At 40.5% G+C, this 20736-nt stretch carries 25 protein-coding genes and 1 tRNA gene; 15 read left to right on the top strand and 11 right to left on the bottom strand.

Going from position 1 to position 20736, the window contains the following annotated elements:
* Positions 1-2 precede the first annotated feature (2 nt).
* The 11 genes from OFO12_RS00670 (at position 3) to OFO12_RS00620 (ending at position 8524) form a co-directional block, all read left to right on the top strand.
* Positions 3-248 carry a hypothetical protein gene (locus tag OFO12_RS00670; protein WP_270858229.1) on the top strand — a complete coding sequence of 82 codons (246 nt, stop codon included), beginning with the start codon at positions 3-5 and terminating at the stop codon, positions 246-248.
* Positions 238-657 carry a CiaD-like domain-containing protein gene (locus OFO12_RS00665; protein WP_270869102.1) on the top strand — a complete coding sequence of 140 codons (420 nt, stop codon included), beginning with the start codon at positions 238-240 and terminating at the stop codon, positions 655-657. The genes OFO12_RS00670 and OFO12_RS00665 overlap by 11 nt, the downstream gene beginning before the upstream one ends.
* Positions 638-1741, top strand: coding sequence for a CCA tRNA nucleotidyltransferase (locus OFO12_RS00660; protein WP_270869101.1), 1104 nt, complete (start codon positions 638-640; stop codon positions 1739-1741). The genes OFO12_RS00665 and OFO12_RS00660 overlap by 20 nt, the downstream gene beginning before the upstream one ends.
* 101 nt (positions 1742-1842) lie before the next feature.
* Positions 1843-2838, top strand: coding sequence for a hypothetical protein (locus tag OFO12_RS00655; protein WP_270869100.1), 996 nt, complete (start codon positions 1843-1845; stop codon positions 2836-2838).
* 277 nt (positions 2839-3115) lie between these two features.
* Entirely contained in the window at positions 3116-3604 is a 489-nt protein-coding gene (locus OFO12_RS00650) for a tRNA (cytidine(34)-2'-O)-methyltransferase (RefSeq protein WP_270869099.1), read from the top strand.
* Positions 3592-4938, top strand: coding sequence for an endonuclease/exonuclease/phosphatase family protein (locus OFO12_RS00645; RefSeq protein ID WP_270869098.1), 1347 nt, complete (start codon positions 3592-3594; stop codon positions 4936-4938). Before OFO12_RS00650 ends, OFO12_RS00645 begins: the two co-directional genes overlap by 13 nt.
* On the top strand, positions 4935-5069 hold the full coding sequence (locus OFO12_RS00640) for a hypothetical protein (protein ID WP_270858223.1): 135 nt from the start codon (positions 4935-4937) through the stop codon (positions 5067-5069). Before OFO12_RS00645 ends, OFO12_RS00640 begins: the two co-directional genes overlap by 4 nt.
* Positions 5053-7074, top strand: coding sequence for a glycine--tRNA ligase subunit beta (gene glyS / locus OFO12_RS00635; protein WP_270869097.1), 2022 nt, complete (start codon positions 5053-5055; stop codon positions 7072-7074). Before OFO12_RS00640 ends, glyS begins: the two co-directional genes overlap by 17 nt.
* A 9-nt stretch (positions 7075-7083) precedes the next feature.
* A complete protein-coding gene (locus OFO12_RS00630) occupies positions 7084-7476 on the top strand; it encodes a DUF4878 domain-containing protein (RefSeq protein WP_270869096.1) in 393 nt (130 codons plus the stop codon).
* A gap of 16 nt (positions 7477-7492) precedes the next feature.
* Positions 7493-7882, top strand: a complete 390-nt coding sequence (locus OFO12_RS00625) for a DUF4878 domain-containing protein (RefSeq protein WP_270868732.1) — start codon at positions 7493-7495, stop codon at positions 7880-7882.
* Between the two features lie 3 nt (positions 7883-7885).
* Positions 7886-8524, top strand: coding sequence for a YiiX/YebB-like N1pC/P60 family cysteine hydrolase (locus OFO12_RS00620; protein WP_270869095.1), 639 nt, complete (start codon positions 7886-7888; stop codon positions 8522-8524).
* 133 nt (positions 8525-8657) lie between these two features.
* Here OFO12_RS00620 and OFO12_RS00615 read toward each other — a convergent pair whose 3' ends face one another.
* From OFO12_RS00615 to OFO12_RS00600, 4 genes are all read right to left on the bottom strand, one after another.
* The gene (locus OFO12_RS00615) at positions 8658-9707 is read right to left on the bottom strand and encodes a cytochrome-c peroxidase (protein WP_270858218.1); all 1050 of its coding nucleotides are present in this window, start codon (positions 9705-9707) and stop codon (positions 8658-8660) included.
* A 177-nt stretch (positions 9708-9884) separates the two neighbouring features.
* On the bottom strand, positions 9885-10604 hold the full coding sequence (locus OFO12_RS00610) for a metallophosphoesterase family protein (protein WP_270869094.1): 720 nt from the start codon (positions 10602-10604) through the stop codon (positions 9885-9887).
* Between the two features lie 198 nt (positions 10605-10802).
* A tRNA-Lys gene (locus OFO12_RS00605) sits at positions 10803-10878 on the bottom strand.
* A 161-nt stretch (positions 10879-11039) separates the two neighbouring features.
* Positions 11040-11849: a lipid-binding SYLF domain-containing protein gene (locus tag OFO12_RS00600; protein ID WP_270869093.1), complete on the bottom strand. Its 810-nt coding sequence runs from the start codon at positions 11847-11849 to the stop codon at positions 11040-11042.
* Positions 11850-11959: 110 nt separating this feature from the next.
* Here OFO12_RS00600 and OFO12_RS00595 point away from each other — a divergent pair, with 110 nt between their 5' ends.
* Positions 11960-12772 (top strand): M23 family metallopeptidase, encoded by an 813-nt coding sequence (locus OFO12_RS00595; RefSeq protein WP_270865123.1) that lies wholly within the window; start codon positions 11960-11962, stop codon positions 12770-12772.
* Positions 12765-13643, top strand: coding sequence for a hypothetical protein (locus OFO12_RS00590; protein WP_270869092.1), 879 nt, complete (start codon positions 12765-12767; stop codon positions 13641-13643). Before OFO12_RS00595 ends, OFO12_RS00590 begins: the two co-directional genes overlap by 8 nt.
* A 26-nt stretch (positions 13644-13669) precedes the next feature.
* On the opposite strand, the gene OFO12_RS00585 is transcribed toward OFO12_RS00590, so the two are convergent.
* From OFO12_RS00585 to mobB, 4 genes are read right to left on the bottom strand one after another with little or no spacing between them, the layout of a single operon-like run.
* Entirely contained in the window at positions 13670-14269 is a 600-nt protein-coding gene (locus OFO12_RS00585; protein WP_270869091.1) for a LysE family translocator, read from the bottom strand.
* A 35-nt stretch (positions 14270-14304) separates the two neighbouring features.
* Positions 14305-14508 carry a hypothetical protein gene (locus OFO12_RS00580; RefSeq protein WP_270858212.1) on the bottom strand — a complete coding sequence of 68 codons (204 nt, stop codon included), beginning with the start codon at positions 14506-14508 and terminating at the stop codon, positions 14305-14307.
* Positions 14508-15359, bottom strand: coding sequence for a class 1 fructose-bisphosphatase (locus OFO12_RS00575; RefSeq protein WP_270869090.1), 852 nt, complete (start codon positions 15357-15359; stop codon positions 14508-14510). The genes OFO12_RS00580 and OFO12_RS00575 overlap by 1 nt, the downstream gene beginning before the upstream one ends.
* A gap of 12 nt (positions 15360-15371) precedes the next feature.
* Positions 15372-15860 (bottom strand): molybdopterin-guanine dinucleotide biosynthesis protein B, encoded by a 489-nt coding sequence (mobB, locus tag OFO12_RS00570; RefSeq protein WP_270858210.1) that lies wholly within the window; start codon positions 15858-15860, stop codon positions 15372-15374.
* Between the two features lie 90 nt (positions 15861-15950).
* Here mobB and OFO12_RS00565 point away from each other — a divergent pair, with 90 nt between their 5' ends.
* Together OFO12_RS00565 and ypfJ are read left to right on the top strand one after the other, a co-directional pair.
* The gene (locus OFO12_RS00565; RefSeq protein ID WP_270869089.1) at positions 15951-16469 is read left to right on the top strand and encodes a hypothetical protein; all 519 of its coding nucleotides are present in this window, start codon (positions 15951-15953) and stop codon (positions 16467-16469) included.
* 71 nt (positions 16470-16540) lie between these two features.
* On the top strand, positions 16541-17422 hold the full coding sequence (ypfJ, locus tag OFO12_RS00560; RefSeq protein WP_270869088.1) for a KPN_02809 family neutral zinc metallopeptidase: 882 nt from the start codon (positions 16541-16543) through the stop codon (positions 17420-17422).
* A gap of 68 nt (positions 17423-17490) precedes the next feature.
* On the opposite strand, the gene OFO12_RS00555 is transcribed toward ypfJ, so the two are convergent.
* The 3 genes from OFO12_RS00555 to gltX are packed head-to-tail and all read right to left on the bottom strand — an operon-like array spanning position 17491 to position 20727.
* Positions 17491-19149 (bottom strand): transglycosylase SLT domain-containing protein, encoded by a 1659-nt coding sequence (locus tag OFO12_RS00555; protein WP_270869087.1) that lies wholly within the window; start codon positions 19147-19149, stop codon positions 17491-17493.
* Positions 19146-19433: a YggT family protein gene (locus OFO12_RS00550; RefSeq protein WP_270858206.1), complete on the bottom strand. Its 288-nt coding sequence runs from the start codon at positions 19431-19433 to the stop codon at positions 19146-19148. The genes OFO12_RS00555 and OFO12_RS00550 overlap by 4 nt, the downstream gene beginning before the upstream one ends.
* The gene (gene gltX / locus OFO12_RS00545; RefSeq protein ID WP_270869086.1) at positions 19420-20727 is read right to left on the bottom strand and encodes a glutamate--tRNA ligase; all 1308 of its coding nucleotides are present in this window, start codon (positions 20725-20727) and stop codon (positions 19420-19422) included. The genes OFO12_RS00550 and gltX overlap by 14 nt, the downstream gene beginning before the upstream one ends.
* Positions 20728-20736: the final 9 nt, after the last annotated feature.

Below are 20736 nucleotides of genomic sequence, written 5' to 3'. Positions count from 1 at the left end.
AAATGGGCGAAGCGATAGAAGAAATCCTAAAAATGGAGCGCGAGGGCGATTTTTACGGCGCTCTGGCACTTGCTCGCACGCTCTTGCGCGTAGATCCAAACGACAGCGACGCTAGGGTGGCATTTGCCAGAGTGAGATTAAATCACAGGATAAAAAGCGGTGTAAATATGCAAATGAGCGAGATTTTCCTAAGTCCTGGCGGGCATAAAAATCGTGAGCTTAAAAGGTGGCTAATAAATGGATTATGAGAACGAATTTAACGATATCATTAACGCTGTAAAAAGCGAAATCAAAGCGCAAAAACAGGTGCAAAATTCACAAAATTCTACCAGCGCGGTGAGTTTTGCTGAGTTTATCGAGCACTCAAACGATGAATTGAGCGCTGATTTAAACAGCGACGAGATTGCGCAAAATTTGGGCGATGATGATAGCTTGAATTTTAGCGAGATGAATTTTAATACTCCTAAAAACAAGGCTAGCGCAAACAGCGATGAGGTGGCGTTTTTAAGCGCGGTTAGGGAGCGGATATTGGTGCTTTTTGAGGGGCTAAATTCCTTCGATAGCACAGATATCGAGGCTAGGGTCGAGCTGAATTTGAAATTTATGGAATTTTTACTTGCGAGTATCGAAAACAGACTTGAAAATTTATCAAAATAGCGATTTTATCGCTATTTTCGACCTTCTTAAAAAACATACAAAAAGAGCGTATTTCGTCGGCGGTTTCGTGCGCGATTTTTTCTTGGGGCGCGAAAGTGGCGACATTGACATCGAAGTTTATGATATAAATCCGCAAAAATTTAGCGAAATTATGGGCGAGCTTGGCGCACTTGGGACTGGAAAGCAGTTTTTCGTCTATAAATTTCACAATTTCGACATTGCTTTGCCTCGCACCGAAAACAAGGTCGGAGTGGGGCACAAAGCCTTTGAAGTCGCCCTTGCAAATGATGAAAAAATCGGTGCTAGGCGCAGGGATTTTACGATAAATTCGATGATGATAAATATTTTTAGTGGCGAGGTGCTGGATTTTTACGGCGGGTTAAATGATTTAAGGGCCCGAATTTTGCGCGTTGTCGATGAAAAAAGCTTCGTCGAAGATAGCCTAAGAGTGTATCGTGGGGTGCAGTTTGCGGCGCGGTTTGGCTTCGATATCGAGCCAAAAAGTTTGGAATTAATGCGCCAAATCGATACTTCTGATTTGAGTGTGGAGCGGATTTGCGCTGAGCTAATCAAGCTTTTTAGGGCTAAATTTCAGGGTTTGGGACTTAAAATTTTATACGATTTGGGGCTGTTTGAGAAAATTTTTGGCGTGCAAATTTCGCGGGAGCGGTGCGCAAAAATCGCAAATTTTATCGATAATGGGCGGAAAGTTATAAAAAATGAGGCATTTTTTTTATATGCAGTTTTAAATTTGCTAAATTTAGACAAAAAACAAACTTTGGAAAATTTAAAGCTAAATTCGCATTTTAAGCGCATTTTAATCGAGCCTTTTTACAAAAAAATCGACGATGAAAAACTAATGCAAATCGCCTTGCAAATACCGATAAATTCGTGGCTTGGAGCGTATAATAAAACTCGTATAAATCGCGCTAAAAAACTTGGAATTTATGAGAAAAAATTTGCTTCAAAAGTAGGAAGCGAAGCCGTCATAAATGACGGATTTAAGGGCAAAGAAATCGCAAATGAAATCAAACGCCGCCAAAGAGATGAAATAAAAAAATATTTGGCAAGTTTTAATTTGTAAATTTTATAAATTTAGGTTAAGTAAGGTATGGAAAATGATAAATTTGATAAAACAAAAATATGTGCAATTACTCACTATATATTAGCTTGGAAAGGTTTTAAATGAAAACAAAATACTTATTAAGCGTAGTTTTATGCTTATCTACCCCTATATTGGCAATGGCAGAAAATGCTTCTATAAATAACCCATTAGAAGCCAAAGTAGTAAGTTATAAGCATGAAAAAGACTATGATGTCGAATTTGTGCAAACCAATCTACCCGCACTAAATAAAGAGTTAGAAAATTTATTTTGTGATTACGCTTTTGGCAACGAAAGCGATATGGAAGACTGTCAGAAGCAAGATATTCGTCAGTCGATTGCATACGATTACAAATATAAAGATAACTATCGCTATTATTTCAGTCAAAATTACAAATATTTTAGTAAAAACAACAAACAATATTTCCAAATTTGCGTTATGGAAGATGGAAATATGGTTGATTATTGCAAAATTTATGATATTACCAATCCAAAAAAAGCGGTTTTATTAGACCGAGAAAATATACCAATTATTGAAGGTATGGGAATTGATTCAAGATATTTTAATCACGGTGATGACAAATACTTTTTATCTTGTCTTAAAGGTTACGGAATTAATGATTGCGCTTTATATGATGTTAAAAATTCACAAAAACCTATTTTGCTAGGAAGCAATTTAACCGCTTATTTTTTAAATGAAGAACAAATCAATAAAATTGTAAGCTATTATTTGGCTTATGGAAATTATTTTAATTATGAACCGCCATTATCATGCAAAGAAGCGATTGCAAAATACGGCATTAGAGTAAATACAGGCAAAGACCGCTTTCCGGAAGAGGTTAAAAAACAATGCTCACCAGAAATAATTAAAGAGATAGATGAAATAGATAGACATGCCCCTATATATGCAATAACTCTTTCCAAAAATGTCAAAACAGCCAAATTTCCTTATACAATTAAAATTCTAACTTGGGAAACATGGCGTGGGCGTTGGGGACATGTTGATGTGCCAGATGAAAAAACGCTAGGAGAACTTATTCCGCAAGATTTGTGGGAAATATTTATGATGGAAAGATAAAAAAGTATTGTAGAGTGATATCCTTGCCGCCATAATGATTAATTATATGAGCGCAAATTCGCTTCAAAAGTAGGAAGCGAAGCTGTTATAAATGACGGATTTAAGGGCAAGAAATCGCAAATGAAATCTAGCGCTGTCAAAAAGATGAGATAAGAGAATTTTTAAAGGCAAAATTTGGTTAAATTTTGCGCTAAATTCAAAGAAAATTCCCGCAAAAAAGCGTAAATTTAGAGAGTTTTTAGTAAAATCATCGGTTTGAATTAATAAGGAAGGCTTGATGTTTAATATCGTTTTAGTAAATCCCGAAATCCACACAAACACAGGCTCGATTGGGCGCATGTGCGTGAATTGTGGCAGTAGATTGCACCTAATCAAACCACTTGGTTTTGTCATTGATGATAAGCATTTGCGCAGAGCGGGCCTTGATTACTGGGCGAATTTGGATTTGAGAGTTTGGGAGAGCTGGGACGAATTTTACGCAGCAAACGAGGCGCACAAAGAGCGATTTTTCTTCGCTACGACCAAGACAAACAAGCTGTATTACGAGGCTAAATTTCAAAAAAATGATTTTATATTTTTTGGCGCAGAGGGGCATGGTCTGCCACTTGATATAATGAGAATAAATCGTGAAAATTGTATAACAATTCCAATGACTGCGCTTGGGCGAAGTCTAAATTTGGCCACGAGCGTGGGCATTATCACATACGAGGCGATTCGCCAAAATTTGGGCGAATTTGATTTTAGGAGCGAGATTTGCGAATTTTAGCCCTTCTTTTCGTTGCACTCGCACTCTTTGGCGCGGAGCTGAAAATCGCCACTTACAATGTCGAAAATCTCTTTGACGGCGAAAACAACGGCAACGAATACGAGGATTTCCGCCTAGAATCAGGCAAATGGAACAAGACAAAATATAAAGAAAAATTAAATAAAATTGCGAGCGAAATTTTAGAGATAAACGCCGATATAATCGCACTTCAAGAGATTGAAAACGAAGGCGTTTTAAAGGCTCTCGCCAACAAAACGCAGTATAAATTTTATAAATTTTCAAACCCCAAATCAGCCCCAGCTGGCGTGGCTGTGCTATCAAAAATCCCGATAATTTCGAGCGAGTATTACCGTATGAGTAGCGTCAAAACTCGTGATATATTAAGAGCGGATTTTGAGTTTGAGGGGGCGAGATTTAGCGTGTATGCCCTGCACATGCTTTCTGCACGCAATTCTATCGGGGATAGAAAAAAGAGTTTTGATTTTTTAGCAAGTGTCATAAAAAACAAAAAAAACAGCGTGATTTTGGGCGATTTTAATACCGGCATTGGCAAAAATTCGCTTTTAAACGAAATTTTGGGCGAGGGCAAATTTGTCGATTTGTGGAGCGATAATGTCTGCTTCGCAAATAAACTAATCGCGTGCAAATCCCACGATAGCGGGGCTTTGCTAGATCATATTTTACTTAGCGATGATTTTTTTGGCAAGGCAAAATTTGGCTACAAAAAAGGCTCGTTTAAGGCCGAAAGCGTGGCACAAAGCTCCGATCATATCGCGCTTAGCTTTGTTTTAAGCAGTGAAAAAATTTCGCCAAACAAACCCAAAAATTTAGCCGTGCAAAACCCAAATTTAGAGTTAAAAGAGGCGCAAATTTCTGAAATTTACGGCGATGTAAATTCTGCCCCATTTATCCTAAAAAACGCAGTCGTAACCTACACCAACAAGCACGGAAGCGCGATTTCGCAAGGTAGCAAGGGCGTGTTTGTGTATGGGCTAAGTGGCGTTAGCGTGGGCGATAAGCTAGATCTTGCCGTGCAAAAAGCTAAAATTTATAGGAAAAAATTCGAACTTAGCGAGGCAAAAATCCTCAAAAACCACGGAAATATCGGCAGTATCGAAAAATACACGCTAAAAGAGATTAACTATCACACAATCTCTCCAGGCGATGTCGTAGCGCAAATCTGGGGCGATGTGACGGACGGGCAAATCGTGGTAAATGGGCGAAAATATAAAATTTATTCCAAAAAAGGCAAAATCAAAAATCAAAAAAATGCAAAATTTAACAATGCGTATTTTACGATTTATGATGAGCAAAAGGAGTTTATAGTTCAATGATACATCTGCTTATGATGACCGCATTTGTGCTGTTTATGGCGTTTTTGGTCATCGGGTTTAACAAACAAATGATAGAAAAAAATAATAAACGAAATCAAGAAAAGGAAGAAAAAAATGAAATTACTTATTGAAATTGGAGTCGAAGAACTCCCAGCAATCCCGTTTTTGAAGGAATACAAAAACATTGCGCCAAAATGGAGTGCGGTTTTGGAAAAATACCGATTGCAAAGCGAATTTAGCTTCGAATTTACCCCTCGCAGATTTGTCATCTGCCACGAAAATTTCGCTAGCACACAAAGCGACAGCCTCATCGTGCAAACTGGCGCGCCAAAATCAGTTGCCCTAAAAGACGGCGCATGGAGTAAGGCCGCGCTAAGCTTTGCTAGCAAATGTGGAATTAGTGAAAACGAACTCAAATTTAAAGAAATTGACGGCAAAGAGGTGCTGTATTTTGAGAGCGTGCAAAAAGGCGAGCCTAGCAAAAGCGTGCTAGGTGCGATGATTGAGGAGTTTTTGGGTAGTTTAAATTTCGGTAGAGCTATGCGCTGGGGCGAGGGCAAATTCGAGTTTATCCGCCCGCTTCGAAGTGTGGCTTGCTTGCTAGGAAATGAGAGCGTGGAGTTTGAAATTTATGGCGTAAAAAGCGAGCTAGCGTTTTTCCCACACAGAAGCTTTGGTTATGAAAAAGTGAAATTTACTAGCGCAGAGGAATATTTCTCGCTTTTGGAAAAACACGGCGTGATTTTAAGCGCACAAAAACGCAAAGAAAAAATCCTGGCCGAATTTAAAGAAATCGAGAGCGCAAATGGCGTTACAATCGAAATCGACGAGGATTTGCTAAGCGAGGTTGTCGCCATTACCGAGCACCCAACCGCGCTACTTGGCAGTTTCGAGGCTGAGTTTTTGGCAGTGCCAAAAGAGGTAATCATCACTTCGATGAAAGAAAATCAACGCTATTTTCCAGTTTTCAAAAATGGCAAGCTAAGCAATCATTTCGTCGTCGCAAGCAATGCAATCACCGATGATAACAGTCTAATCGTGCGCGGAAACGAGAAAGTTTTGCGCGCAAGATTAAGCGATGCGATGTTTTTTTGGCAAAGCGATCTAAAATCAGGGCTAAATCCAGAAAAACTAAAAAGCGTTTCGTATCTAAGCGGGCTTGGCTCGATTTATGATAAGCAAGTCCGCGAAATCTCTGTTGCAAAAGAGATTGCTAAATTTTGGGATAAAGAGCTTAGGGCTGAGTTTGGCGGGGATTATACTAGCGCGCTAGAAGAGGCGATAATGCTTAGCAAGGCGGATTTGGTTAGCACTATGGTGGGCGAATTTAGCGAGCTTCAAGGCATTATGGGAAGCTACTACGCCGCGCATGCGGGCAAAAACGAGCTAATCTCGCGCGCGATTTATGAGCAATACCTGCCAAATTCCGAGGACAGCGAGCTTCCTACTGGCGTGTTTTCGTCGCTCGTGGGGGTTGCTACGAAATTTGAAAGTCTAGCAGGTCTATTTAGCATAAATAAAATTCCAAGTGGTAACAAAGATCCTTACGCACTGCGCCGCGCGGCCGCTGGAATTATCAAAATCGTGCAAAATTTGGGGCTAAATTTGGATTTGGGGGCGCTAGTTAAAAATGTAGCGGTGCAATATTCTGGGCTTGATAGCGATAAATTATTGGATTTTATCAAAGATAGACTTTATGCTATTTACGATGTCAATCCATCTATTATAAAAGCGTGCTTAAACAGCGGCGAAGATGATATAAAGGCTCTTGGTAGCGCGATTATGGCACTTGATAAAATTTCAAAAGATGAGAAATTTAAGGATAATTTCGACACCTTCAAACGCCTATCAAATATCATAAAAGATGAAAAAATCGGTGCTGTCGATGAAACGCTTTTTCAAAACGAAGCTGAGGGCGAGCTAAATTCGGCGTTTAATGCAATTAGCGTGAGCCAAAACGAGCCTGAGGCTTACCTAAATGCGCTTTTTGGATTGAAAGATAAAATCGATATGTTTTTTGAAAAAGTTATGATAAATGTCGATGACGAGGCTATCAGGGCAAATCGTATCGCAAATGTAGGTCAAATCTACAATGCGTTCAAAAAAATCGCAGATATCAAAGAAATCAGTTTTTAAGGAGAGAGTATGAAGAAGCTAATTTTAGCGTTTTTTGCTATGTTTTTTCTAATCGGTTGTGGTGGCGGTAGTGTCGATGATACGGTAAAGGGCTTTTTGGAAGCAGGGTATGCTGGCGATACAAAAACAGCCGCAAGCCTTATTTATCTTAGCAAAGAAGATATGCAAGATGAAAGTGTCAAGCCTGCATTAGAGGGCAAAGTGGGTATGTTGGTAGGTGAGGCTATGGAGGTAGCCAAAAAACATAACGGTCTAAAATCGATTGAAATCGTAGATAAAAATCTCGGCGAGGATGTCGGCACGGTGAAAGTGCGGATAGTTTTTAAAGATGGCAAAACGATAGATGATATGATGAAAGTGCGCAAAAATCACAAAGGCGAGTGGAAGGTGAATATTTTCTAAATTTTAAGGAGTAGCGATGAAAAGGTTATTTTCAGCGATTATAATGTTAGTTTTTGTGGGTTGTGGCGAAGGTCCTGAGGAAGTGGTGAAAAGCTATGTCGATTCGGTAGGGTGCAAAGGAGATATTGAAAAAGGCGCGAGCCTAGTGTATCTAAGCGAAAGCCAAATGAAAGATGAAGCCACAAAGCGCAAGGTAGAGAGCAAGCTAGACTCGATGTCAGGCACCACCACAAGAGACGCTATGAGGCGCGGAGGGTGCAAAACAATCGAAATCACCGATAAAAATATCGGCAAAGACGCTGGCAGAATGAAGGTCAAAATCACCTTTGGCGACGGCACTACCGAAGAACTTGACGCCAGGGTGCGCAAAAATCATCAAGGCGATTGGAAGGTAGTATGGCGATAGTTTATGAAATTTAAAATTTCGCTTTTTATTTTTTTGGGATTTGCGCTTTTTTTGGCGGTGCAAATCCCGCAAATCCGCCAAAATTTACCGCAATTTTTTCAAGACAAAAATTTAAAATTTAAAACCCTAAATTTGCAAAATTTAACAAATTTGCCAAATTTAGCACCCGGCGATCTGGTTTTTCGCCTAGGCGATGAGTTTGATAGCACGCTAATCGCGCAAATGAGCGAGTGGAAGTATTCGCATGTGGGGGTAGTGATAGATACTGCGCCGATACAAATCCTGCACGCAATCAGCGACAAGCGATACGCTCAAAACGGCGTCGTGATAAGCTCGCTAGATGAGTTTGTCTCTCGTGCGCGTAAATTTGGCGTAGCAAGGATAAATTTTTTAAGCGCACAAGAGAAGCGAAATTTGATAAATTCGCTAAATTTACGCGTGGGCGAGGAGTTTGTTTTGGCAAAATCGACTGAGCCAAATTTATACTGCACCACGCTAATTGAGCATGAAATCGCGCAAATTTATCCAAATTTCACCCCCGCTTACACCTATATTGACGCGCCGTTTTTTCGTGGCGAGTATCTATTTCCGCGCGCACTTGCTGAATTTAATGGCACCGAAATGATTTACGAGAGCGAGTGAAAATTCGCCATGAATTTTGCTGCAAAATTTAGCAAGTGAAATTTTGCTGTGAAATTTAGTGAGAAAATTCGGGCATAAAAAAAGCTTGCCAAATTTGGCAAGCTTTGTGTGTCCGACGAGAATTTATAAAACCTTAGTAATCTAACTCTGGTTTTGGAGTAGCATCTGTTCTAGCTGGCAATACTGGGTATTTTAGAGCTGCATCAGGTAGTTTTCCGCTTAGAGCGTTGAAGAAAGTAACGATTTTGTTTGCTTCATCATCGCTGATTTCGATACCAAGTTGAACGCTACCCATTGCTTTAACAGCGTCTTTTAGTGACCAGATTGCGCCATTGTGGAAATATGGAGCTGTATCAACAATATTTCTTAGAACTGGTGCTTTAACCATACCGTTAGCATCGCCTTTGAAATCGCCAACATTAGCGAATTCGTATTTGCCTGCTACTTCGAACGGTTGCATTGTGCCGCCTAGGTTGATTCCGTTGTGGCAAGATACACAACCTTTATCGATAAATGTTTTTAGACCCTCTTTTTCGGCGTCAGTTAGGGCTTTTGAGTCGCCGTTTAAGAACTCATCATATCTTGATGGAGTTACAAGTGTTCTTTCGAAAATTCCCACTGTTGTAGCGAATAGATCGAAAGTGATTTTTGTATCTTTGCCATAAGCATCTTGGAATTCTTTAACATAGCCAGGGATTGAGTTAAGTAGTTTTTCTACGCTCTCAGGAGTTGCAGCCATTTCAGGAGCAGCTGTTGCTGGACCTGCTGCTTGCTCAGCTAGGTGAGCTGCACGACCATCCCAGAATTGCGCTGAGTTGAACACTGAGTTTAGTGTTGTAGGCGCATTGATATGGTGTGGGTTTGGAGTCCATTTGTGACCTGTTGAAGCTGGAACGCCGTCAGTTCCGCCGATTGCTAGGTTGTGGCAGGTATTACAGCTGATGATTCCACTTCTTGAAATTCTTGGGTCAAAATATAATTTTTTACCAAGTTCAACTCTTTTGTCGGTTGTTGGGAAATCTTTTGCATCTGGTGCTGCACTCTCTGCAAGTTTTGCGATTTCAGCAGCAGTTTTAGGTAGTGCTTGTAGGCCGCTATCTTTTGCAAGTTTTGCCAAATCGTCAGCTGCGAATACTGAGCTAGCAACAACTACTGAACTAAGTAATAAAAACTTAACTTTCATTTTCCTCTCCTTTAAAAAAATGTAAATGGATTTTAAAATTTATTAAATAAAAAGTTACTTAAAAATTTAAGCGAAATAATAAAAATTCTTAAAAAAAAAAAAGATATAATTTATCGCAAAAAGATGCTAGAACATAAAAAAATTACAAAATTTTATTAATTTAAGTTTTTTTTAAATTTAAAGCCGAATTTCTTCGATTTCTTGATAAATCACCCGAAATTTATCATCGATTTTAAAATCTTCGTGAAAATGGCCAAAATACCACTTTTTGAACTCTATTTTGTCGTAAAAATCCTGCAAAATTTTCGAATTTATATCATCGATTTTCGCAGCCATTGATAGTTTTATCACGCGCGGTATGACAAATCTGGGGCAGGTGTGCGTGATGATGATATCGACATTAAAGCCGTGTTTTGCGAGGTTTGCGTTCGCTTCGCAGATATCGGCCTGGCTTATCATTTCGCCCTCCCACCACGAAAAGCCAAGCTCTCGCCTATCTTGGTCGATACTAAGCGCGCCACCCATGGTGAAAATTTTGCGCCCTGCGATCTCATAGACTTGCCCCCTCATTAAATGATACACGCTCTGGCTGATTTTATGCACTTTGCCGCCAGCAAATTCGCTGATTTCATAGGCGTTTAATCGGTCGAAATTTTCATGGTTGCCGTCGATGAAAAGCGTGGTAAATTTGCGCTCATTGAAGTATTTTAGCCACTGCTCCTCGCGTGCGTCGCTTTGAAACATATTCCAAACAAAGCCAAAATCCCCAGCGATGATTAAAAAATCATCTTTGCAAAGCGCGCTTTCGAATTTCTCAAACTTCTTAAATCGCGCCATTTCGCCGCTAAACCCGCGCCAGCCGCCGTGTGTATCGCCTGTGATAAAAATTCTATTCATTGCCCGCCTTTTTAAATTTTTGTTTGATTTTTGCTTTTGCGATATTTATTTTATGTGCAAAATCCAAAATTTATGGAATTTTCATTATTTTTCAAATTTTGTATTTACCAAAATACTGACCCAAAAAACGATTACAACTATAAAATTGAAATTTTTGTATTTTATCGGAAACGAAATAAAGCTCAAAGGAAAATTTGGTGGTGTCCCGTGCAGGCTTCGAACCTGCGGCCCTCTGATTAAGAGTCAGATGCTCTACCAACTGAGCTAACGAGACACGAACTTGTATTTTATTCATATATATATAAAAAATAGGTTAAATTTGGCAGAATTTTTGAAAATTTGATTAAATTTAAACGATTTGTTGTTTAGTGTGAAATTTCATAGATAAATTTAATGAATTTTAGGCTCCCTTAGCGAGAGCCTAAATTTGAGAAATTATTTTTTTGTTTGAGTTTTGCTTGCTTTTGCGCTTTTTTTGTAAGGGCGGTCAGAAACGATTGGTTTGCCATCAGCGTATTTTTTCTCGATTTTTGCAAACTCGTAATTTGCGCCTACATTTTTAGCTGAGCGGACATTGCCCATTGTTAGGTATTTATAAAGAACATTTTTTAGGTTTTTAGTGTGTTCTGTGTTGCGTGGAGAATCGTTTAAAATATCCTCGTAAGCGTAAATTCTCTCATAATAATCGTTTGTTAGTTGATCATCGATTGTGATGCGACCGCTATCGATTGTTACGCCAGCATATAAGCCTGTTTGCTCGCCTGGGGTTGCAATCCATGCTGAAATATCAGGTAAATCAGTAGCGCGACCAGCTTTCGCACCGTGTCCGCCAAATGCTGCACCAGCGCTTACTTCTAGTGTATCAGCACCTGTGAATACATCTTGGTAAGATTTAGTTGTGTGGAAAAGTAGCACAACATCGCTTGTTTCGTATCCTGCTTGGATGCCTACGCCAAAGCCTTTGTATTTGATGAAAATCGGAGCACTCCATGTGCCATCAGCATTTTTTACGCTAAAAATTCCATCGCCGTATTGGATAGAAGCGCCAGCTGCTAGGCGTTTGACATCTGTTAGGATCGCTACTGCTTTTGCGCCTTGTAGATATTTTTGATCTACATGGAAACCGCTAGATGCGCCAAATGATCTCATAACATTAGTCGCTGCGATGACTTCTTGATTTGCTACGACATCAGCGTGCAAAAAACTAGAAACTACAAATGAAGCAATTAATAAAAATTTTTTCATATGTTTAATCCTTTTAAAATAGAAATTTAGTTATTATAACAGCAATTTCATTTTTTTTAGCTAATTTTTAACAAAAAATTGATGAAAAATAACAAATTTTTGGGAAAATAATGAAAATTTTGGCGATTTTAGCATTATGCGCGGTTAAAATTTTTGCTTTATCGATAGTAAATGGTGAAGCAATTGTTTTGAAATTTAACAAAAACACGAGTGAAATTTTAGCAAATGGCAAAAAAATTCCCCTCGTAAATTCACTGGGTAGTGATGAAAAAATTGCAATCATCGCTGCAAATTACAGAGCCAAAAACGATATCAAACTCAAAATCACCCAAGATGGCAAAACCACAACCGAGATTATAAATTTAATCAAAGGCGATTACAAAAGCGAGGCATTTTCTGTCGCTCCGTCTAAGGTAAAACCGCCAAAAGAGGCCAAAGCTCGTATAGAGCGCGAACTAGCCGAAGCAAACAAAATTTACGCTAAAACTACGCCAAAAATTTTATTACAAAAACCTTTTTTATTACCTTCAAATGCTAAAATTACATCTGCATTTGGCAATGCGCGCACCTTTAATGGCGAGCTGAAAAGCTACCACTCAGGCACGGATTATCGCGCTGCTATGGGCACAGATGTGCATAGTGTGGGCGAGGGCGTGGTCGTGATAGCAAAGGACAGATATTACGCTGGTGGCTCTGTGGTGATAGACCATGGTGCTGGCGTGTATTCGCAGTATTATCATTTAAGTAAAATTTTGGTAAAAGTAGGTGATAAAATAGGCGGTGGCGATAAGCTAGGGCTAAGCGGTGCTAGCGGGCGCGTGAGTGGGCCACATTTGCACTTTGGGATTGCTATAAATGGTGTGAGTGTGAATCCTTTGGATTTTATAAATAAATTTAATAAAGTGGTGTTTGAAAATGAGTGAAAACAAAAAATTAACCCCAAAAGAGTTGATAAAAGAGTTAATCGAAGGTAGCGAATATACGCTCAAAGACTCGGTAAAAGGGCGCGTGCGCATAGTAGGGCGAGATAAAAAAATCATAAATTTCCTCCCAAGACAATTTGGCGTAGAGAGCCTCAATGACAAAATGAGCCTAAGCCCAGAACAAATCGAAAAAATCAAGGCAAATTTCTTATCTATTTTGCGCGAGGGAGCCAAATCAGCCGCGAGTGCTGGAATCACTGGCGAGGCTAGCATGGAGCAGGATTTGCAAAGCGCTACAAAAAAATCGGTCAAAAGTAAGCCGAAATTTAACCTAGCGTCCAAAAATAAAACCTTGCAAGAAATTTACGAGGGCTCGAAAACAGCTGCCGCTAAGTCGCAGAGCAAAAGCGCGCAGTATTTCACGCCAGTAGCCGTGCGCAAGAAAAACACAAAAATCCCGTGCAAGGTGAGAATTTCGTTTTTGCGCAAAAGTTGCAGTGACGAAAAATTAGGAATCCTAGCTAGGGTGAAAATTCCGCTTTTAATGGAAAATTTCGGACTAAACGATGTCATAAACTCATCTGAACACGCGCAAATGGCGAAAAAAATGGTTCGCACAATCGCGAATTTGTATGTCGCCAAAGATTTGCGTGGCGTGCGCATAGAAGGCCCTGTGTGCCTATCTATGGGCTTTAAAAGCCAAATGGCAGATATCAGCAACCACGCTTTTGTTTTCAAACTCATCGAGGATACTTTGGTAAATAACCGCGTCATCACGGACGATAACGCTAGCGTCGTCAAAGAGATAAAAATGTATAAACAAGACGAATTTGACGGCGTTTTGGTCGATATTTTAAAGACAGATAGATAATCGCTTCAAAATTTAATCGCTTAAATTTAAGCGATTAAATTTTTCACCACTCCCCAAAGAAGTTTTGCAGCATAAAACACCAAAATCGCCGTAGAAATGTAAGCAAATGCCCTAGCTACGCTATCTGGCAGGCGCGCTCTGTTTTTATAGATCACAAGCGGAAAAAGCGTAATCCACGATAAAATCGCTACAAAAAGCCCCAGCAGTGAGAGAGCGAAATTTTCGCTACTCACGCTAGCAGAGACACTGAGCCAAAACATAATCACATAAGGATTTAGCAAATTTAGAAAAAAACCTTTTGAGTAAATTTTGGCGTGAGAGCCAAGCTCGACGCTTTTGATTTCAGGTGTGTTGCGCGCACTTTTGTAAATTCCATACGCAATGTATAGCAAAAAACACGCCCCAAACGCCGAAATAATCGCAAATACAAGCGGAATTTTGGCAAGTTGCGAAATCCCAAATGCGCTAAGGGCGAGATAAGCCATATCCGCACTCATCGCGCCAAGCCCCAAACAAAGGGCTTTTGTGTAGCTTTGCAGCGCATAAGACATAATCAAAACATTAATCGGACCGATTGGCACACTCACACCAAAGCCCATTAAAATGCCGTTTATAAAGGCGTTCATCAATTTCCTTTAAATTTTTAGTGTGAAATTAAAATTTAAAATTCAAAATCGCCAGTGCTACCTTTGGACATGCTCTCAAACACGGCCTTGACATACTTATCGCGCGTTTGGCAGTCTAGGATTTTTTCGCACTGACTACAACTTTGCAAGCCATTTTGCGCTTGGCAATCTTGCAAAATGGCTAAATTTTTGTCTAAAATTTGCTCGAAAATATCGCGTTCTTGGTTATTTTCTGACATTATTTTTCGCTTTGATAAATTTCGTGCATTTTTGAAATTTCATATTTCGAGCCGAAAAAACACGGTGTGGTTTGGTGAATTTTTGAAATTTCAAGCTCTAAAAGTGAATTGTTTTTTCCGTCGCTAGTAGCACCGCCAGCACGCTCGTAGATATAGGCAAACGGCAACACTTCAAACGCCATGCGAAGCTTGCCTGCTGGGTGATCGCTCGTGGCAGGGTAGCTAAATAGTCCGCCGCCTTTTAGCAAAATTTGGTGCAGGTCACTGACCATGGCACCTGAGTATCGGAGGCGATAACCTTCGTCAAATAGCGTTCTTACGAGCACTCTGTGCGTATCGCTCCAACCTTTTTGCGTCGCTCCCGTGGCGTTTAGTTTGCCTTTTTCGTTTAAAATTAGCTCTTTTGCGAAGGCAAATTTGCCCTCCCTGCCAAGCCTGTATAGCTTCGGAGTATCGCCTAAACATACGCAAAGCTCGATTCTAGGGCCATAGACGCTATACACTGCCCCGCGCAATGAGCTTGGTGAAATTTCGCCCTCATAAATCGCAAAAATCGAGCCCACGGCGAAATTTACATCCACTAGGCTAGATCCGTCGAGCGGATCGTAAGCTACTATAAATTTGCCGTTTTCATTAATGCTTAGCATTTCCTCTTTTTCTTCGCTAATTAGCGCCTTTACGCACTCTACGCCGCGAAATTCGCGCTCGATTATCATATCGCTTAGCACATCGAGTTTAAGCTGTGTGTCGCCGGTGGAATTTTGCGTGCTAGCGTAGCCAAAATCAGCGTATTTTAGCTCTTCGCTGATTAAAACGGCGATTTTTTCTATTGTTTTTACGATTTCTTGCATACTCTCTCCTTTTTAAACTTTTTTAGCATTATCAAGTATCCATTTTGCGATACTTTGCGCGTCGTTTATGTCGAAATTTACGGGGCAAAATTTATCCATTTGCGCTTTTGGCAAATTTGTCGCAATGGCCTGCGAAAACGGCAAATACGCCTCGTCGATTTTGTCCCTAAATAGGCTGATTCGTGGCAAGGGCAGTGTTTTTAGACCCTCCACAATCAAAATATCAAAATCACCAAATCCAGCGATAATCTCGTCTAAATTTCGCATTTGTTTCAAAAAATATGTCGTGCGCGTAGGGCTTACGACCGCTACATCTGCGCCAACCGCGCTAAATTTCGCGCTATCCTTGCCCTCGGTGTCAAATTTGGCCTTGTCTTTGGGGTCGTGTTTGACGATAGCAACCTTTAAATTTTGCTCGATAAAAATTTGCGCTACCTTGCAAATTAGCGTTGTTTTGCCGGTGTTTGACGGACCTGAAAACGCAATGGCTAGTCTTTTCATCTCTCTCCCTTAAAAAACCTTGATTGTATCAAATTTAGCCTTTTAAAAAGCAAAATTTGATAATATACGCCAAAATTTAAAGGAAGAAAAATGCAAAATTTAACTATTTTAAAATTTGCGCACACTCTGATTTTAGGGCTGTTTGCGCTAGGAATTTGCTCGTGCGCTAACAAAGAAAAAGTCCCTCACGACCCGGTCAAAAACGAGTTTATGGCATATACGCAAAAATTCGAAAGCGTCAAAGAGGGCGATAGATATCTGGGCGTGGCGACATATCTAAACCCCACAATGCCTGAGATTCGCAACGAAAGAGAAGATGAGTTTTTTTTACTAACCTCGTATCCAAAAGAGATTGAGATCAAAAATGTGCGCGTAAATGGAAGCGACGAAAATGTCAGCGTGGAGCTAATCGCCGATGAGAGCGAACTAGCTAGCAAAGAGGTTTTTAAAATCGCGTGGTCGAATCGCTACAAAATCAGCGCGCCAAAAACGCAAAAAGATGATCTCGTGCTTAGCTTTACGACCTCAAACGACCTAAATGCGAGCGTGAAATTTCGCAAGGTCTCAAAGTCGATGTATTGGCACCCTAAGCTCAAACTCGATGATTAGAGCGGGCGCAAATTTTGCTAGAAATAAAATTTGTGATAAAATTTCAGAAATTCAAATTTGAAGGATAAAAAATGAAATGGCGTGGCGGAAATAAAAGCTCAAATATCGACGATATGAGGGCTAGTAGCGGTGGTGGCGGAGGCGGAGTAAATCTCGCGCTTTTGATTCCTGTGGTGAAATTTTTGGTAAAAACGAAATTTGGCAGAATCGTCCTAGCTCTCGGCGTTGTGGCGGCGTTTATGGGTTATAATCCGCTAAATTTGCTAAATTTCACCTCTACTGGCGGTGGAGCTGCGGCTAGTAAATTTGAAAACAACGAAGCAGCGCAGGAAGCCAAGGATTTCGTCTCTACCGTTTTGCGCCAAACCGAAGATGTTTGGGGTGCGATTTTTGCGAAATACGGCGCGAAATACTCTGAGCCAAGACTGCTTTTATTTCACGGCGCGACAAGAAGCGGGTGCGGGTATGCTAGCTCGCAAGTTGGGCCATTTTATTGCCCGGCTGATACTAGGATTTATTTGGATACGGATTTTTTCTCTGATTTGGCGAAAAAACACCACGCGGCGGGCGATTTCGCGCAAGGCTATGTCATCGCGCACGAAGTGGGACACCATGTGCAAAACCTGCTAGGAATTTTATCTAACGCCGATAAATTAAAGGCTAGAACAAACGAAGCTGGGGCAAACGCGATTCAGGTTAGAGTGGAGCTTCAAGCCGATTGTTTGGCGGGTATTTGGGGACATTATCAATACAAAATTTTAGAAGATGGCGACTTGGAAGAGGCGCTAAATGCCGCTACGATGATAGGCGATGATACCTTGCAAAAAAAGGCTCGTGGGTATGTGGTGCCGGATTCTTTCACGCATGGAAGTGGCGCACAAAGAAAAGAGTGGTTTTACAAAGGCTTTAAAAGCGGTTCGCTAGAAGCGTGCAAAAGCGGATTGGAAAGTTAGTGAATTTGGCGAAATTTTAAATTTCGCCAAATTTTGAATTTTAATAAATTCGCTAAATTTGGTTAAATTTAGCGAATTTTATCACTCTTGCTTGGGATTAAGAGCTTATCTAGCTCCTCACGCACGCTTACCTTTGAATTTGGGTTTAAAATATGCGAATAAATCACATAATTTGCCAAAACCTTCTTGCCATAATCCCTGCTCTCAGCAAATGTTACTAGCTCCATACTCAAAAATGGCTCGTATTTGCCCATATTAAACAAATCTGCGCGTTTTAGAAGCTTGCTCGTAAATTCTAGTCCGCCATTGTATGCGTATGCGATAAAAACGGGGCTAAGTAGCTTGGTTTCGAGTGTATCGATGTGGATATTGGCGAATTTATAGGCGATTTTTGGATCAAACATCATATCTTGATCCCAACCCTCGATACTAACCTGCTTTTTGGCGATATCGTTTGCCACAAATGGCATAAACTGCATCATACCAAGCGCATACGATGTTGAAACCGCGCTTGGGATAAAGCGTGATTCTTGGCGGCCAAGGGCTAAAATCAGCGCTTGGCGGTGCAAATCAGTAGTGCCAATATGCTCCATAAATGGCGTTAGATAGTAGTTATCGCGCCCGCCATTAGCTTTATTCATTATATACGCCCATTCGCCAAGGCTCTCTTTTGTATCGAATTTCTTCGCAAACTCCAAAAGCTCTGCTTTGCCCATTTTATCGGCTTTGGCCTTGGTGCGAACCCAGTTAAATGGGTTTTTGATATCATAGTTTGAAATTTTATCGCGCGCTGGGGTTGGATTTATGATATTTAGGCTTTTATCGCCCAAAATTTCCTTTGCGTAGAGCGAATAGAGGCTATAATAGTTGCTTTTGGCAAGCTCGCGCAAGATATTTTCGTCTTTACTTAGCAAATAGACCCAAAATTTCGCATTGTGCGAGTTATGCACGCTCTCTATCGTAGCTGCTGCGCGCCTAAAATACGCCAAAGCCTGCGCCTCATCGCCATAAGTTAGAGCATTTACGCCGAGCAAAAACGCGATTTCTTTATCCACTTTTTGCGGATTAATTCCTAGCATGGATTGGCGCAAATTTGGATATTTGCGCTTGATTACAGCATCTTCAAGCACGCTTTTAAAGCCAGAGAGTTGCGCCATATCTGTGATAAAAGCGGGGCTTGCGTTTATGTTTAGCAAGCTCTCATCGCCCTTGAATTGATAATATGAAAAATAATTTTGCGCATGACCGCTCTCTTTAAAATACTGCGCCGGCGAGCCTGAATTAAAGCCTTTTAACAAATTTATCGCACTCATCGCGCCCAAATTTCCGCTATTTTCAAATTTGCTAATTAACGCCGAGCGAGTTTTGGGGCTTAGCTTTGCCACAAATGCTGGATAACTTCTAGCCTTTTGGCAGGTTAAATTCGCGTCTAGTATATTTGCGCTCGTTACACCTGCGCACTTATCTGGCTTTGGCAGAGCCTTAAACGCGCCTAAAATTTTATCAAGTTCCTTTTTTATCTTGCCACGATAGCGGTAAATTCCAGCCTTTCTAAGGGCTTTTAGCTCGTTTTTATCATATTTGGTCTCAGTGGCTAGGCGGTAAATGTAATAATCTTTCGCCAAAGATTTTGGCTCGTTTTTTATCTCTTCGTAGCTTTTGACATTTGCTGTGGCAAAACTCGCGCAAAGTGCCACCGCTAGGCTAAATTTAAATAAAATTTTCAAAAAACACTCCTTTGTAAGGCATAAATTATCGCATTATCAATCACGCTAAGGCCGATTAAAATCACAAGCGGGGCGAAATCAAACCCGCCAAGCGTGGTTGGGATATACCTGCGCACGAGCTTGAAAGCCGGGGTTGTAAGCTTATAAATCGCTTGGACAAATTTGTTAAACGGATTTGGGCGTATGAAGCTAAGCACGCAGGCGACAAACACAAGCAAAATGTAGGCTTGTATGGCGTAGTGCAAAGTGATTAAAACGCCGTAAATTAGGCTATTTGCTAGCATTTAGGATTTCCTTGATTGATGATTTTATGAGTGGGTAAAGCTCACCAAGCTCTGGTCCGTGAGGCGCGCCTGTAAGAAGCAATCTAAGTGGCATAAAAAACGCCTTGCCTTTGAGAGCAGTTTTTTCCATAAGAATTGTTTTTAACTCGTTAAATTCGGCTGGAATTTGGGTTAAATTTAAAATTTCATTTCGCAAAATTTCAGCGTTTTGGCTAAATTCGCTTGGAATTTCTTTTTGGCTAAAAATTGCGCTAATTTTCGCTTTGATTTCTGGGATTAGGCTGGATTCTTGGGTGTAAAATTTCACTAACTCTACCTTGCTCTCATCTACGCCAAAAAGCTCGCAAATGCGCTGTGCGCTTGCTCTTTTGATGTGTTCTCGGTTGATAAATGCAAGCTTGTCGATGTCAAATTTAGCAGGTGCTTTTGAAATTTTAGCGATATCGAAAAACTCCACCGCCTCTTCGATACTAAAAACCTCGCACGGGGTTTTATTTCCAAGCAAAACCAAATAATTCGCAATCGCCTCAGGCAAAAATCCAGTTTCTAGCATCCATTTTACGCTACTTGCGTCGTCGCGTTTGGACATTTTCTTGCCATCAGGCCCCAAAATAATCGGCAAATGCGCGTATGAAATCTCGTCTGTATATCCCAAACACTCCCTAATCCAGTTTTGTTTCGGGGTGTTACTGACATGATCCTCGCCCCTGATTACGAAGGTAACACCCTCTAACATATCATCAGTGGCGCAAGCGAAATTATATGTCGGAGTTTTATCGGCGCGCATAATGACGAAACTATCTATATTTTCGGGCTCGAAGCTAATCTCGCCTTTGATAGCGTCTGTGAATTTCAAAACTCTGGTTGGTTTTTTAAGCCTAATTGTAAATGGCTTTGGATTGTCTATGACCTCAGCGTCACTTAAATGTTCGCAAGTCCCGTCGTAGCGATACGCTACGCCTTTTTCTTTGGCTTTTTCTTTTTTGGCGGCAAGTTCTTCTTCGCTACAAAAACAGCAAAACGCCTTGCCCTCTTGCAGAAGCTTGGCGGCGAATTCTTGGTGAAATTTTAAATTTTTGCTTTGATAATATAGCGTTTGCCATTTGATACCAAAAAGGGATAAAATTTCCATTATATCTTTGTCTTTGCCCTCGATATTGCGGGCAGTATCGGTATCCTCGATACGCAAAATAAATCCACTTTTATCTTGAAGCGAGCGGATATAGTTAAAAATCGCGGCGCGTAAGTTTCCAATGTGCATATCGCCTGTGGGTGATGGCGCAAATCTATACATAAATTTTCC

Origin of the sequence: Campylobacter sp. JMF_04 NA10 (assembly GCF_027737655.1) — a bacterium.
GTDB lineage: Bacteria > Campylobacterota > Campylobacteria > Campylobacterales > Campylobacteraceae > Campylobacter_B.
This window is presented reverse-complemented; position numbering and strand designations above follow the sequence as displayed.